A 14,649-nucleotide genomic window follows, 5' to 3' on the forward strand; every position below is an offset into this window, starting at 1 on the left:
TCAGCCTCGGGCTGCGCGGCGTTCGCGCCGCTTGTTGTGGGCGTAGAGCAGGGGCGCCAGGGCCCGGTCATAGACGAACCGGGCCGCCGGCTTGACCGGCCGGGCGCCCACGAGCCGGGCCAGCCACCGGTAGCGCGGGATGGCCGACCAGATCCGCAGGAACGCGTCCACCCCGACATATGGGCGGCCGTCGGGCCCGATCACATGGAGGCGCCTTTTCACCTCCTCTTTGTCCAGCCCGTATCGGGCCAGCAGGTCGTCCGCCTCGTACAGGTTCACGAAGCGGTTGCCGTTGCCGGCCTTGGCGTCCAGCCGGGCATAGTGCTCCACCTCCGGCCGGCAGACCGGGCAGGCACCGTTGTACAGGGTGGTGCAGGCATCATGCCGGTCACCCTGCATGGTCATCCCCCCATCCGCCCGGGGTTCAGCACGCCCGCCGGGTCGAACTGCGCCTTGACCCGGGCCGACAGGTCCGCCAGGGGCTTGGGCTGGGGCTGGAAGACGGGGACCGCCGCCCGCACCGGGTCGGGGGCGCGAAACAAGGTTGCGTGGCCGTTGCCGCTGAGGGCGCCGCGCACCAGCCCCGCCTGGGCGTCGCCGGGCGGGATGCCCAGCCAGACCAGCCCGCCGGCCCAGTCCAGCCAACCCACCGTGCCGGGGATGGCTTGCCGGACCCTCTCCAGCACCGCCGCCCCCTCCCCCGGGGTCACCGACAGGCGCCAGACGACCAGGTCGGGCCGCTGGGCGAAGGGCGTGGCGTCGCGCAGCTCCTCCCACAGGGCGGCGGACTCGTCATTGTCCAGCACCGCCGTGGCGGCCCGGCCCTCCAGCAAGCGGGTCAGCCCCGCCAGCCGCGCATCGACGGAGACGTCCACCCCCTCCAACCGCAGCAGGACGGAGGGCGTGCGAGGCGGGATGCCGGTGAAGGGCAGCTCCGCCGGGACCCAAGCGGCGGACGCCACCTCCGCCGGGCTGCCCATGGCGTCGGCCATGGCCTTGACCCCCGCCGCGGCGTCGATCCCCGCCAGCACCAGGGTGCGGGTCAGGGGCGGGGCCGGCAGGGCCTTCAGCACGATCTCCGTCATCACCCCCAGGGTGCCGTGGGACCCGGTCAGCAGCTTGGGCAGGTCATAGCCGGTGACGTTCTTCACCACCTTGCCGCCGGCGCGGAACAGCTCCGCCCGGCCGGACACGGCGGTCACGCCCAGCACATGGTCCCGCGCCGCCCCCGCCTTCAGCCGACGCGGGCCCGACAGGCCGGCGGCCACCAGCCCACCGACGGTCCCCTCCCCCGCCTGCCCGCCCCAGAGGGGGGCATAGTCCGGCGCCTCGAAGGCCAGGCACTGGCCCTGGCTGCCCAGCAGCGCCTCCACCTCCAGCATCGGGGTGCCGGGGCGGACCACCAGCACCAGCTCCTCCGGCTCGTAGCTCACCACCCCGGACAGGCGGGACAGGTCCAGCGTGTGGGCGGCCTGCACCGGCCGGCCCAGGCCCCGCTTGCTCCCCTGGCCGACGATCTCCAACGGCTGCCCCTCCGCCACCGCCCAACGGACGGCATCGATCACCTGGGCGTCGGTCTCGGGGGTGAAGGTGGTCATGGGGCTTCTCTGTTCTTGTTCTTGCAAATCACCTGAAGTCACCCCGGGCTTGACCCGGGGCCCTTGGGAAAGCCGTCGTGCCGATGCCGCGGCAGCGGGCTTCAGAGTCCCCAGCTATCTCGACTTTCGAATTCGAAAGTTGGTTTTCGGTGCGCTGCATCGACCGATCCCGAGGGCCCCGGGTCAAGCCCGGGGTGACATCGTTTCTTGGCATCGTCAGAACCGCGGGATGTCCGGGAAGGGCAGGTTGCCCTTGTGGACCACCATCTTGCCCAGCTCGGCGCAGCGGTGGAGCTGGGGGAAGACCTTGCCGGGGTTCAGCAAATGGTCCGGGTCGAAGGCGCATTTCAGGCGCATCTGCTGGGCCAGGTCCGCTTCCCCGAACTGGTCGTCCATCAGGTCGCGCTTCTCGATGCCCACCCCGTGCTCCCCGGTGAGCACGCCGCCCACCTCCACGCACAGCTTCAGGATGGCGGCCCCGACCTTTTCCGCCGCCTCCAACTGGCCTTCCTGGTTGGCGTCGAACAGGATCAGCGGGTGCAGGTTGCCGTCGCCGGCGTGGAAGACGTTGGCGATCTTCAGGCCGTATTCCTTCTCGAAATCCTGCATCCGGCGCAGCACGATGGGCAGGGCCTTCCGCGGGATGGTGCCGTCCATGCACATATAGTCCGGGCTGATCCGGCCCACGGCGGGGAACGCCGCCTTGCGCCCGGCCCAGAAGGCCAGCCGCTCCTCCTCCGATTGGGACACGCGGCAAGAGACGGCGTCGTTGGCAAGCGCGATTCGCTCCACCTCCGCGATCAGATGGTCCACCTCCGCCGCCGGACCGTCCAGCTCCACGATCAGCAGGGCCTCCACGTCCAGGGGATAGCCGGCGTTCAGGAAGTCCTCCGCCGCGTGGATGGCGGGCTTGTCCATCATCTCCATCCCGCCGGGGATGATGCCTGCGGCGATGATGGCGGCCACCGTGTCGCCGGCCTTCTCGCTGCTGTCGAAACCGACCAGGACCGCGCGGGCCGTCTCCGGCTTCTGCAGGATGCGGACGGTCACCTCCGTCACCACGCCCAGCAGCCCCTCGGACCCAGTCAGCACGCCCATCAGGTCGTAGCCTTCCGAATCCAGGTGCTTGCCGCCCAGGCGCAGGATGTCCCCATCGATGGTGACGAACTCGATGCCAAGGATATTGTTGGCCGTGACGCCGTACTTCAGGCAGTGCACCCCACCGGAATTCTCTGCCACGTTGCCGCCGATGGTGCAGGCGATCTGCGATGACGGGTCAGGGGCATAGTAGAAGCCGCGTGAGGCGACCGCCTGGCTGATGGCCAGGTTGGTGACGCCGGGCTGCACGGTGACGGCCCGGTTGTCATAGTCGATGTCGAGGATGCGGTTCAGCTTGGACAGGCCCAGCAGGATGCCGTCGGCCAGCGGCAGCGCCCCGCCGGACAGGCCGGTGCCGGCCCCGCGGGGCACGACCTTCACGCCCATCTCCCGGGCGATCCGGCAGACGGCCGCCACCTGTTGCGTGTCGGAGGGCAGGACCACCACCAGCGGCATCTGGCGGTAGGCGGTCAGGCCGTCCGTCTCGAACGGCCGCATGGCAGAGTCCTCGGCGATCACGCCGCCAGGCACGGCCTCCCGCAGCCGGGCCAGCAGGGCCGCCCGGCTCGCCAGCACCCGCGCGTCCGGTTCCGGCATGCGCATGGGTCGTCCCTCCCCCGAATCCCTTGTCCGGAATGGATGATGGGCGCCCCGGGGGCGTCATTCAATGGAGACGCGTTCCGGCCCGTGGAAAAGCGGTGCCGCAGGCGACCAGGGGGGGATGCCACCTTCCCCGTGGGAGTGCCTTCCCCAGGATCACCCGACCGGACCGGCGATTTCCCGGTTGTCAGGCCACCCGCGGCAGCGGCAGTCGAACCAACGGGGTGGCCTCCGACAAGCACAGGCCCAACAACGAAAACCGCGCCCCACCTTGCGGCGGATGGCGCGGCTTACGTTTCGCGGGGTGCTGAAGACCCCACGCCGAACCTGTCGGACTTCAGCCCTGGCGGGCCTTGAAGCGGGGGTTCAGCTTGTTGATGACATAGACCCGGCCCTTGCGGCGGATGACGCGGCAGGCCTTGTGGCGGGTCTTCATCGACTTCAGCGAGTTGACGATCTTCATGGTTAGGGTGCTCGGCGCTGGAGGCTTCCTGAATGAGGCGCGGACCATACAGACGGCACCCCCGCCTGTCAACCGAGGCGGGACGGATTCTTTCGCCACTCCACCAAGCCCGTCAGGCGGCCTTCGGGCACGTCGACGGCCTCGGCCACGGCATAGGCGGACAGGCCCAGCGGCTCCAGGAACCCAGTCCGCAGGACATGGCCCGGGTGGATCGGCCCGGCAAATGGTCGTGCCATTCCATGATGTGCCCCATCCCCCAACAGACCCGATTCGCCGAGGCACCCCGAGACGATCCGCCCTTTGCGGCGTTGACACTGCCGGATGAGCCCCGCACGCCGACAGGAGACGCCGCCCATGGCTTCCGCGCGATCCAGAGCCCGTGCCCGCGCCGTGGCGGCACGGACGCCGCTGCCCTACCCCGTGACGCTGGCCGCCGCGGGCGCGCTGGCGGCCCTGTGCGCCTTCGCCCAGCCGGCCAAGGCCCAGCTGGCCCCGGGCAGCACGCCGGCCACCACCCAGGACAGCACCACCGCCGCCATGCCGTCCAAGGCGGCGCCCGCCAGCTTCGCGGCGCTTGCCAAGGCGAAGCTGCCCGCCGTGGTGACCATCACCGCCGCCGGGGAGGCCACGGCCGGCCCCGGCGGTCAGGTCATCCCCGGGATCCCGGGAGGGCCGGGGGGACCCGGGGGGCCGGGTGGTCCCGGCGGACCGGGCCAGGGCCAGCCGGGCGCCCCGCCCTTCAACCTGCCGCCGGGGTCCCCGCTGGAGGATTTCTTCAACGACTTCTTCGGCCGCGGCGGCCCGGGCGGGCCCAACGGGCAAGGCCCGGCGCGGCCCACGCCCACCCGGTCGCTGGGGTCCGGCTTCATCATCGACAAGACGGGCTACATCGTCACCAACAACCACGTGGTGGAGAACGCCACGGAGATCGAGGTGACGCTGAACGACGACCGCACCCTGAAGGCCAAGCTGGTGGGCACCGACCCCGCCACGGACGTGGCGCTGCTGAAGGTGGAGGATGGCGGCGAGCTGCCGACCCTGGCCTTCGGCGACAGCGACCGGATCGAGGTGGGTGACTGGGTCATCGCCATCGGCAACCCCTTCGGCCTGGGCGGCACCGTCACGTCAGGCATCATCTCCGCCCGCGCCCGCGACATCGGGGCGGGCAACTATGACGACTTCCTGCAGACCGACGCGGCCATCAACTCCGGCAACTCCGGCGGGCCGCTGATCGACATGGCGGGCCAGGTGGTGGGCATGAACACCGCCATCTTCAGCCGCACCGGCGGCAGCATCGGCATCGGCTTCGCCGTGCCCGCCACCATGGTGCGCAGCGTCGTGGCCGAGCTGCGGGAGAAGGGCTATGTCACCCGCGGTTACCTTGGCGTGACCATCCAGCCGGTGACGCCGGAGATCGCCGACGCCCTGGGCATCCAGCCCCGCACCGGCGCCCTGGTCAGCAGCATCTCCCAGGACAGCCCGGCGGCGAAGGCCGGGGTGCAGACCGGCGACATCATCACCGGGGTGGAAGGGCAGAAGGTGGAGCGGCCGCGGGACCTGTCCCGCCGGGTGGCCGACCTGGACCCCGGCCAGTCCGTCCGCCTGTCCCTGCTGCGCGACGGGCAGGAGCGCACCGTGACCGCCCAGGTGGGGGAGCTGCCGCGGGAGCGGGAGCAGGTGGCCGCCAACGACCAGGCCCCGTCCCAGGACGGGACCCTGGGCCTGACGCTCGCCCCCATCACCCCGGACGTGCGCCAGCGTCTGGGGCTGGAGGAGGCGTTGCAGGGCGCGGTCGTCACCAACGTGGTGCCGAACAGCGCGGCGGCGGAGCGGGGCTTCCGCCCCGGCGACGTGATCACCCGCGCCAACCGCGACCAGGTGAAAAGCCCCCGCGACCTGGCCAACGCCGTGGAGCAGGCCCGCAAGGAAGGCCGCGACTCGGTGGTGGTGCTGCGCCGGACGGAAGACGGCTCCGTCTTCGTGCCCCTGCCGCTGAAGCCGCAGGGGGCGGGGTAAGAAAGTGACCCTCAGCCCCTGACCGCCTCGGCGACCAGGGGCGCCAGGGCAAGGGCATTCGTGGGGTGCGGGACGCCGTCTGCGGAGACCACCGTGTCGATGCCGGCGGCGCGGAAGCGGTCGGCCATGTCCGGCCCGCCCACCGCGTGGGCCGTGGCGGCCAGCAGGCGGGCGGCGCCGGCGGCCCTGGCCGCGCGGGCGATGTCCAGCATGGTCCCGCCGGAACTGATGATGTCGTCCACCAGCAGCACGGTCCGGCCCGTGAGGTCGGTGCCGACCGGCAAGGCGCAGGACACGTCCCGGTCCCCCCGCCGCACCTTGCGGCCGCACAGGCCCTCGATGCCCGCGGCCTCGACGACGCCGGCCACCAGGGGCTCCGCCTCCTCATCCGGGCCCAGCACCAGCCAGGACCCGTCCGCCCCCTGTGCCCGCGCCCAGGCGCCCACCAAGGGGGCCACGCTCAGGGCATGGGCTTCCCGCCCGGGGAAAACCTCCGCCAGGTCGTGGGTGCGGTGCAGGTGGGGCTCCACCGTGACGATGCGGTCGAACAGGCCGGCCAGCCATTGCCCCACCACCCGCTGGCTCACCACCTCGCCCGGGTTGAACTCCATGTCCTGGCGCATGTAGGCGAGGTAGGGCGCCACCAGGGTCAGCCGTTCCGCCCCCCGCTCCCGCAGGGCAGAGGCGAGGAAATGCAACTCCACCAGCTTGTCGTTGGGCCGGTCCAGGGACCGGACGACCACCGCCTCCCGCGGGGCAGCCTCCAGCCGGACCAGGCTTTCCCCGTCGGGGAAGCGGTGGAGCGCCACCTCCCGCCAGGACATGCCCAGCGCCTGAGCCAGCGACTGCGCGAAGGCCCGGCTGTCCGGGAAGCCCACCAGCAGACTGTCCATCATCCCCCACCCCGAATTCCCCTGGGCTGACGGGTATACCCCGCGTGGCCCCGCGGCGGGAATACGATCCTCGGCCTATGCAGCGCGCGCCCGGCCCCGGTTTGGCACTGGCGTAAATCCTGGAATGGATTTATTCGAAAGGGGTGCGCTTTTGGGCGGATGTTAACACCTTCGCGGGCGCTATACGCCGGGGGCGGCGGTCGGTGTACGCACCGGGGGCCGGGTCGGGCGTGCGGGGAGGCTTGATGGAACCGTTGGAGCTGTCAGAGCGGGAGTACAATGCCCTGGAGGAGGCCCTGCTGGCCTCTGCCCGCGGCCGGGCATTCCTGCGGCAACGGGACCGGCAGACCCGCCTGGTCGCCCAGGACGACTGGCGCCAATTGCTGAACCAGTTGACGGAGCAGGTGGCCAAGCTGTCCGCCGGGGCAGCCCCCCTGGCCGTCGCGGCCATGCCCGACATCGCCGGCCAGAACCCGCACCTGCGCATCATGCGGGAGGAGCTGAAGCAGCTTTCCAACTATATCGAGCAGACGCGGCAGGAGATCGCCCAGCTCCGCCCCCTGGACGCGGGCGCCAACCGCATCATGGCGGCCACCAACGAGCTGGACGCCATCGTCACCGCCACGGAACGGGCCACCAGCGACATCCTGAACGCCACGGAGCGCATCCAGGCCCTGCTGGGCCGGCTGCCGCCCAGCGACATCACCAACGACATCGAGGCCCAGACCATCGAGATCATGACGGCGTGCAGCTTCCAGGACATCACCGGGCAGCGCACGACCAAGGTGGTCAACACCCTGCGCTACATCGAGCAGCGCGTGAACACCATGATCGAGATCTGGGGCGTGGAGGAGCGGGGCGGCGGCCCGGCGCCGCCGCAGGCCGACGGGCTGTTCGCCACCCGGCCGGACGACCACCGGCCGGACAAGCACCTGTTGCACGGCCCCAGCGACAACGGCGTCAGCCAGGAAAACATCGACGCCCTGTTCGACGCCATGGACGCCGCGCCCCCGGCGCCCGAGCCGGAGATGCCGGAGCCGCCGGCCGACGACATGGACGATTGGGGCGCCGCCCTGGCCGAGGCGGCTCCCCCACCCCCGCCCCCTCCCCCGCCGCCACCCCCGCCTCCGCCGCCCCCTCCCCCGCCGCCCGCGGGACCGAAGCCGGGGCAGACCGCGTCGCAGGCGGACATCGACGCCCTGTTCGGGTGAGCCATGGGCAGCGACGGCGCCCCCAGCCCCCGCGTGCGCCTGAGCCAGGCCCAACTGGACCGCGCCTGCGACCGGCATCATGCCTATCTGTCCGGCCGGTCGGGCGGGGCGCGGCTGAACCTGCCCTTCTTCGACCTGTCCGGCCTGGACTTCCACGGCCGGAACCTGACCAACGCCAACCTATCCGGCGCCGTGCTGCGCGGCGCCGCCCTGGCCGGGACGACCCTGGACTATGCCGACCTGTTCGGCTGCGACCTGCGGGACGCCGACCTGACGGGGGCCCACCTGACCCGTACCGACCTGCGCGCCGCCTGCCTGAAGGGCGCGACGCTGCAGGGCGCCCGGATGGTGGAATGTGACCTGCGCGACGGCGCGCCGGCAGCCGGTGCGCGCACGGACTTCCGCCTGCTGGGGTTCGAGATCGGGCCCGCGGACATCAGCGCCAGCACCATGGCTGGGGTGGACCTGACCCGGGCGCGGATGAGCGGCAGCGTGGCCCGGGGCACGGACTTCACCGGCGCCATCCTGACCGGGGCGCGGCTGCTGTGGGCCGACCTGCGCGACGCCACCCTGGCGGGGGCCGACCTGACTGGTGCCGCGCTGGAGGGCACGGATCTGCGCGGCGCCGACCTGACCGGCGCCACGGTGGAACCCGAGGCCCTGGCCGTGGCCGTCCGCTGTGACGGGGACATGGCGCGCATCGGGGCCCTGGCCCATGGCGGGGAGGAGCCGGAAGACCTGCCGGGCTTGGCCGGGCCGTCCGGCGCGGCCCTGGCGACCATGCTGGACCGGCATGCCAAATGGGTCGCCAGCGGGGGCAAGCAGGGCCGGCAGATGGATGTCAGCGGCCTGGACCTGACCGGGGCCGACCTGGCGGGCCGGGTGCTGACCCTGGTGAAGGCCACAAACGCCACCCTGCGCGGCGCCGACCTGCGCGGCGCCCAGATGCAGGCCGCCTTGCTGGCGGGGGCTGACCTCCGCTCCGCCGACCTGCGCTTCGCCGATTTGCGGGGCGCCACCCTGGACCGGGCCAACCTGATCGATGCCAACCTGGAAAACGCCAACCTGGCCTTGCTGGTGACGGCCAAAGGCTGCCAGGTGCGCAGCTCCCTGGTACGCGCCCGGATGGCCGGCGCGGCGCTGCACGGGGCAAGCCTGGCCGGTGCCGACCTGACCGGTGCCGACCTGACGGGGGCGGACCGGTCGGGGGCGGACTTCAGCGACTGTTGCCTGGACGGGGTGCGGGGATAGCCCCTACCGCCCGCTCGCCTTCTTCTCGATGCTGTCGATGTGGTCGAGGCCGGGGAGGATCTCGGAGCGGATGAACTCGACCCGCTTCTGGGGCCCGCCGCCGCCCTGGGGGAAGCGCTGCTTCCAGAGGGCCATCTTCACCGCCAGGCCGCAGAGCACGCCGCCGATGGTGACGTGGTGGCTTTCGATGTCGTGGCGGACGGCGCGGAAGCTGTCGGCGCTGATGTCGTTCCAGAAATCCTTGCTGCGCCGGTCGAAGGCCTCGAACCGCCCGGTGATGGAGGTGGTGATGGAGGTGAGCTTGGACTGCACGTCGGCCAGCATCTTGACCATCTGCCGGTCACGGGCGACCAAGTCGCTTTCCTTCGCGTCCATGGCCCATTTCATGAACCGCTGCACCTCTGGCACCAGCCCGTCCAGGCAGTTGCGGAAATAGGCTAGCGACAGGAAGACGTCGCCATATTCCTCCAGGAAGTCGGGGATGTCCTGGAGCTTCACCTTCAGCTTTTCCGACAGGAGCCGCAGGTTGCGCAGCGCCTCCTCCCGGTCGGGGTTGGCCAGCATGGCCAGGATCTCCGACACGTCGCTGACCTGCCGTTCCTCCCCGCCATAGACCTGCTGCAGCAGGGGGCGGGTGAAGTCCTTCATGTAGCCCGTCAGTTCCCCCCGCTTGCCCTCGGACAGCTTGAGGTGGTCGGCATTGTTCACGGCGATTCCAAGCCGCCGCAATTCCTTGCGCAGGGTGTAGACGTCGAAGCTGTTGATGCGGGTCAGCTTGGCGATCTGCACCATGTCCACCCGCAGTTCCTTGGTGTGGGTGGGGAACAGGCTGCCCAGGTGCTCGGCGCTGACCTGGCCGCTGCCGGTCTGCCGGTCGTGGAAGACCTCCACCACCGTTTCCAGCCGGGCGTTCTTGATCAGCTTGGACCGCCGCAGCCCCGGCGTGGACACCGGCAGCATGGCCATGGGCAGGATGTGCAGCGCGTCCCGCGACTTGTCGTCGAACAGGGGCCCGTCCGCGTCGGCGGGGGCGCAGGGGGCGCAAGGGGCGGCGGTGGGGGATTCGGGCATCGACATGGTCGCGGACACTACCACGGCAGGCCCGGCCTTGGCGTGTCCAGAGGGTCAGGAAAGGGGACTTGCGAATTCGAAAGAATCCGGCACGGGCGCAGGGATCTTTCGAATTCGAAAGCGCCGTGACTCACCGTCCCCGGAACAGGGCCCCCAGCACGCCGCGCACCAGCTCCTTGCCCAGGCGCTGGCCCATGCTGCTGCCGACCGAGCGGGCGACGGACTTGGCCAACGCCTCCCCGAAGCTGTCGGTCCGGCGCCCGGCTGATTTGCCGCGGGCGGGCTTGGCCGGTTGCTCCCCCAGACAGCACCGCCCAACCCACCCCAGGGGCTGCCCGGCCCCTGGCCCGGGTCGCTGCCAGCCGGGGGCAGCGGGTCGCCGCCGCGGGGCTCCGGGAAAGGCGGCGGTGCCTGGACCTTGCGGGTCAGCAGCTCATGGGCCGATTCCCGGTCGATGGCCTGGTCGTAGCGGCCGGCCAGGGGGCTGGCGCGCAGCATGGCGGCCCGTTCCTCCGCCGTGGCGGGGCCGAGCCGCGCCTCCGGCGGGCGGACCAGCACCCGCTCCACCGGGGTGGGGGTGCCCTGGGCGTCAAGGGTGGAGACCAGCGCCTCCCCCACCGCCAGCTCGGTGATGGCCTTGCCGGTGTCGATGGCGGGGTTGGGGCGGAACGTCTCCGCCGCCGCCCGCACCGCCTTCTGGTCACGGGGGGTGAAGGCGCGCAGGGCATGCTGCACCCGGTTGCCTAGCTGGCCCAGCACCGTCTCCGGCAGGTCCAACGGGTTCTGGGTGACGAAATAGACGCCCACCCCCTTGGACCGGATCAGCCGCACCACCCGCTCCACCTGGTCCACCAGGGCGGCGGGGGCATCGTCGAACAGCAGGTGCGCCTCGTCGAAGACGAAGACCAGGCGCGGCTTCTCCACGTCGCCCATCTCCGGCAGTTCCTCGAACAGCTCCGCCAGCAGCCAGAGAAGGAACGTGGCATAGAGCTTGGGGGCGCTGTTCATCAGCTTGTCGGCGGCCAGGACGGAGACATAGCCCCGCCCGTCCGACGTGGTGCGCATGATGTCCGCCAGCTCCAGCGACGGCTCGCCGAAGAAACGGTCCCCGCCCTGGCTTTCCAGCTCCAGCAACTGGCGCTGGATGGCACCGACGGAGGCCTTGGTTACGTTGCCGTAGCGGGTGGACAGCTCCCCCGCATTGTCGGCCACGAAGGCCAGGAGGGCGCGCAGGTCCTTCAGGTCCAGCAGCAGCAGGCCGTTGTCGTCCGCGGCGCGGAACGCCACGGTCAGCACGCCGGCCTGGGTGTCGTTCAGGTTCAGCAGCCGGGCCAGCAGCACGGGCCCCATCTCCGACACGGTGGTGCGGATGGGGTGGCCCTGGTCGCCCAGCAGGTCCCAGTACAGGGTCGGCACCCCGCGGTAGGACAGGGCAAGGCCCAACTCCTTCGCCCGCGCCTCCAGCTTCGGGTGGGGTTTGCCGGGCTGGCTGAGGCCGGACAGGTCGCCCTTCACGTCGGCCAGGAACACCGGCACGCCGGCGTCGGAGAACCCCTCGGCCAGGGATTGCAGGGTCACGGTCTTGCCCGTGCCGGTGGCCCCCGCGATCAGGCCGTGGCGGTTGGCGTAGCGCAGGTCCAGCCGCGCCTCCTTGGCACCACCCCCCGTGCCCCGACCGATCAGGATGTGACCGCCGCCCATGCTAGCCTCCCGTCGCCGCGGACCCGCTGCCCCCGTTCCCCTCGGGGGGGTGGGGGCGGTCCTGCCGGGGGTCAACGGTACAGCCATTCCGGCCGGCCGACGCCGCGCCCGTTCGGGGAAGCCGGCCTACCCCTTGCTATCCTTCCGTTTGCGGTAGGACCCGCCTTGGCCTAGAGTGTCACGTGACGACGGGCCGCGGCCCGACCGACCCGGCGGTGTGGGGACTGACTGCATGCGGGCAGCGCTGTTCGGCGCCCTGATCCTTTTGGCCGCCGTCCAACTGGCCGGGGCGGTGCTGGGCATCCAGCATGAATGGCAGCAATACCGCCTTGCCACCGTGCGGGTGGAGCAGAAGGGCATCAGCCGCGCCCTGCTGGATGGCGTCCGGGATTTCTCCTTCGAGCGGGGCCTGGTGGCCGTCTCCATCGGCCGTGCCGGCCGGGACCAGGGCATCCGCGGGCAGGTGGCCCGGCACCGCCAATCTTCCGACACCATCCTGGACGGTGCGCTGCGGTCCCTGGAAGCCGCCTCCCCCGATGGGGCGCTGGTCGGCGCCATCGCCCAAGTCCGCGCCAGCCGGGCCGAGGTCATGACGCTGCGGGCGGAGGTGGACGCCCTGCTGGACGGGGAGGAGGCGGCCCGGCCCGCCCGGCTGGCCCTGCTGGACCGGTGGGTGGAGGTGGGCCACCGGCATGTGGGCGCCCTGCTGGCCCTGACCGCCGCCATCAACGAGCCCGGCGGCAACGACGATGCCGCCACCGCCACGGCGGAGATGCTGGTCCTGGATGCCGTGTCCCTGCGGACGGAGGCGGGGCACGACGTGGTCGGGCTTTATGCCGGCGCCCTGGCGGGGCGCCCGGTGGACGAGGCGGCGCGGCTACGCTTCGCCGCTTCCCTGGCCCGGGTGGAGGCGACCTGGAACGCCGTGCGGCACCGGGTGGGCAACAGCCGGGACGAGGTGATGGCCGAGGCGCTGCGCCAGGCGGAGTCGGCCTATTTCCAACGCTTCATGGGCCTGCGCGCGCAGTATCTGGAGGGCGGGCCGGAGGCGCTGGGCGGCAACGGGGCTGCGGACCTGATGCGGCTGGGCGTCGGCGCGCTGAACGCCATCGCCGACCTGGTGGCCGACGCCGTGCAGCGGGCCGACGAGGCGGCAACCCGGCTGGAGGGGGCGACCCGGAATGCCATGTTCCTGGCGGTGGGCCAGTTGCTGCTGTCCCTAGCCACGGCGGCCTTCGCCCTGTGGCTGGTGCGCAGCCGGGTGACCCGGCCGATCGAGAAGCTGACCCACACCATGAGGGAGCTGGCCGCCGGCAACCTGGAGGTCACCGTGCCGGAGGAGTCCGGCTCGGGCGAGATGGGGTCCATGGCCAAGGCCCTGGCCGTGTTCAAGCAGACCGCCCACCAGCTGGCCGTGGACAACCGCGAACGCCGCCGGGCCGAGCGGCTGCTGACGGTGGAGCGCGGCATCCTGGAGATGGCGGCCGCCGGCGCCGACTTAGCGGCCGTGCTGGCCGCCCTGTGCCGCGGCATCGAGGAGCAGATCGACGGGGCCCTGTGCTCCATCGTCCTGGTGACCCCGGACGGGCTGCGCATCACCAACGGCGCCGCCCCGCGCCTGCCCAAGGAATATCTGGACGCCATCGAGGGGGTGGCGGTGGGGCCGGACGCCGGGTCCTGCGGCACGGCCATCTACCGGCGGGAGCCGGTGGTCGTCGCCGACATCGCCACGGACCGGCGCTGGGCCCGCTACAAGGACGCCGCCCTGGCCCACGGCCTGCGCGCCTGCTGGTCCCTGCCCATCCTGACGCCGGAGGGGGAGGCGCTGGGCGCCTTCGCCATCTATCTTAAGGAACCGCGCCAGCCCCAGGACTGGGAGCTGGGCCAGGCCCGCCGCGCCACCCACCTGGCCTCCCTGGCCATCGCCGGGCGGCGGGCGGCGGAGCAGCTGGAGCAGGCCAAGGCCGAGGCCGAGCTGGGCAGCCGCACCAAGTCGGAGTTCCTGGCCAACATGAGCCATGAGCTGCGCACCCCGCTGAACGCCATCATCGGCTTCGCGGAGGTGCTGGACGCGGAGCTGCAGCGCATCGACAGCCCCATCGCCAGCTCCGGCTATGCCCAGGACATCGTCATGTCCGGCCGGCACCTGCTGACCTTGATCAACGACATCCTGGACGTGTCCAAGATGGAGGCCGGCCGGGTGGAGCTGCGGGAGCGCATCTGCGACGTGGCGGAGCTGCTGCATGGCTGCGAGCGCATCGTCCGCGCCCGCGCCATGGAGCGGCGGCTGCTCCTGTCGGTGGAAGTGCCCCAGGGCATCCCGCCGGTGCTGGTGGACGACGTCAAGTTCAAGCAGATCATCCTGAACCTGCTGTCCAACGCCATCAAGTTCACCGCCACCGGCGGCAAGGTGACCGTCATCACCAGCATCGACCCTGCCCGCGGCCTGTCCGTGGCGGTGACCGACACGGGCATCGGCATCAAGCCGGAGGACATCCCCAAGGTGTTCGTGCCCTTCCACCAGGTGGACAACATCTATGCCCGCAACAACCCGGGCACGGGCCTGGGCCTGACCCTGTCCAAGGGCATGGCGGAGCTGCATGGCGGCAAGCTGACCCTGGACAGCGTCTTCGGCCAGGGCACCACCGCCACCCTGACCCTGCCCCCCGCCCGCATCGTCTGGAACGAGCTGGCGGACATGATGGGGTGAGGGGGGGAGTCCGGCGGCGGGGTTGGATTCACACGGA

Annotated in this window: 12 protein-coding genes; 4 read left to right on the forward strand and 8 right to left on the reverse strand. The window is 71.5% G+C overall.

Going from position 1 to position 14,649, the window contains the following annotated elements:
- The 5 genes from HHL28_RS13520 to HHL28_RS13540 all read right to left on the reverse strand — a co-directional run bounded on the left by HHL28_RS13520 (position 1) and on the right by HHL28_RS13540 (position 3,995).
- A complete protein-coding gene (locus HHL28_RS13520) occupies positions 1-405 on the reverse strand; it encodes a thiol-disulfide oxidoreductase DCC family protein (RefSeq protein ID WP_083699333.1) in 405 nt (134 codons plus the stop codon).
- Positions 402-1,598, reverse strand: a complete 1,197-nt coding sequence (glcE, locus tag HHL28_RS13525; protein ID WP_075772409.1) for a glycolate oxidase subunit GlcE — start codon at positions 1,596-1,598, stop codon at positions 402-404. The genes HHL28_RS13520 and glcE overlap by 4 nt, the downstream gene beginning before the upstream one ends.
- 216 nt (positions 1,599-1,814) lie before the next feature.
- On the reverse strand, positions 1,815-3,299 hold the full coding sequence (locus HHL28_RS13530; protein WP_075772410.1) for an FAD-linked oxidase C-terminal domain-containing protein: 1,485 nt from the start codon (positions 3,297-3,299) through the stop codon (positions 1,815-1,817).
- A 334-nt stretch (positions 3,300-3,633) separates the two neighbouring features.
- Positions 3,634-3,759 carry a type B 50S ribosomal protein L36 gene (ykgO, locus tag HHL28_RS13535; protein ID WP_029014073.1) on the reverse strand — a complete coding sequence of 42 codons (126 nt, stop codon included), beginning with the start codon at positions 3,757-3,759 and terminating at the stop codon, positions 3,634-3,636.
- Between the two features lie 68 nt (positions 3,760-3,827).
- Complete coding sequence (locus tag HHL28_RS13540; protein ID WP_169655280.1) at positions 3,828-3,995, reverse strand: helix-turn-helix transcriptional regulator; 168 nt, start codon at positions 3,993-3,995, stop codon at positions 3,828-3,830.
- 118 nt (positions 3,996-4,113) lie between these two features.
- Here HHL28_RS13540 and HHL28_RS13545 point away from each other — a divergent pair, with 118 nt between their 5' ends.
- A complete protein-coding gene (locus tag HHL28_RS13545; protein ID WP_083699335.1) occupies positions 4,114-5,775 on the forward strand; it encodes a DegQ family serine endoprotease in 1,662 nt (553 codons plus the stop codon).
- Between the two features lie 11 nt (positions 5,776-5,786).
- Here the strand turns inward: HHL28_RS13545 and HHL28_RS13550 are convergent, their stop codons facing one another.
- Complete coding sequence (locus HHL28_RS13550) at positions 5,787-6,671, reverse strand: ribose-phosphate diphosphokinase (protein ID WP_083699337.1); 885 nt, start codon at positions 6,669-6,671, stop codon at positions 5,787-5,789.
- A gap of 242 nt (positions 6,672-6,913) precedes the next feature.
- Between HHL28_RS13550 and HHL28_RS13555 the strand changes: the two genes are divergently transcribed.
- Entirely contained in the window at positions 6,914-7,879 is a 966-nt protein-coding gene (locus tag HHL28_RS13555; RefSeq protein ID WP_404325763.1) for a hypothetical protein, read from the forward strand.
- Positions 7,880-7,882: 3 nt separating this feature from the next.
- Positions 7,883-9,130, forward strand: a complete 1,248-nt coding sequence (locus HHL28_RS13560) for a pentapeptide repeat-containing protein (protein WP_075772412.1) — start codon at positions 7,883-7,885, stop codon at positions 9,128-9,130.
- Positions 9,131-9,133: 3 nt separating this feature from the next.
- Here the strand turns inward: HHL28_RS13560 and HHL28_RS13565 are convergent, their stop codons facing one another.
- The gene (locus tag HHL28_RS13565) at positions 9,134-10,207 is read right to left on the reverse strand and encodes a hypothetical protein (RefSeq protein WP_083699339.1); all 1,074 of its coding nucleotides are present in this window, start codon (positions 10,205-10,207) and stop codon (positions 9,134-9,136) included.
- A gap of 48 nt (positions 10,208-10,255) precedes the next feature.
- The gene (locus HHL28_RS13570) at positions 10,256-11,902 is read right to left on the reverse strand and encodes a helicase HerA-like domain-containing protein (protein ID WP_404325765.1); all 1,647 of its coding nucleotides are present in this window, start codon (positions 11,900-11,902) and stop codon (positions 10,256-10,258) included.
- Positions 11,903-12,134: 232 nt separating this feature from the next.
- On the opposite strand from HHL28_RS13570, the gene HHL28_RS13575 reads away from it, so the two are divergent.
- A complete protein-coding gene (locus HHL28_RS13575) occupies positions 12,135-14,612 on the forward strand; it encodes a HAMP domain-containing histidine kinase (protein WP_075772414.1) in 2,478 nt (825 codons plus the stop codon).
- Positions 14,613-14,649: the final 37 nt, after the last annotated feature.

This window comes from Aerophototrophica crusticola (assembly GCF_012913305.1).
GTDB lineage: Bacteria > Pseudomonadota > Alphaproteobacteria > Azospirillales > Azospirillaceae > Niveispirillum > Niveispirillum crusticola.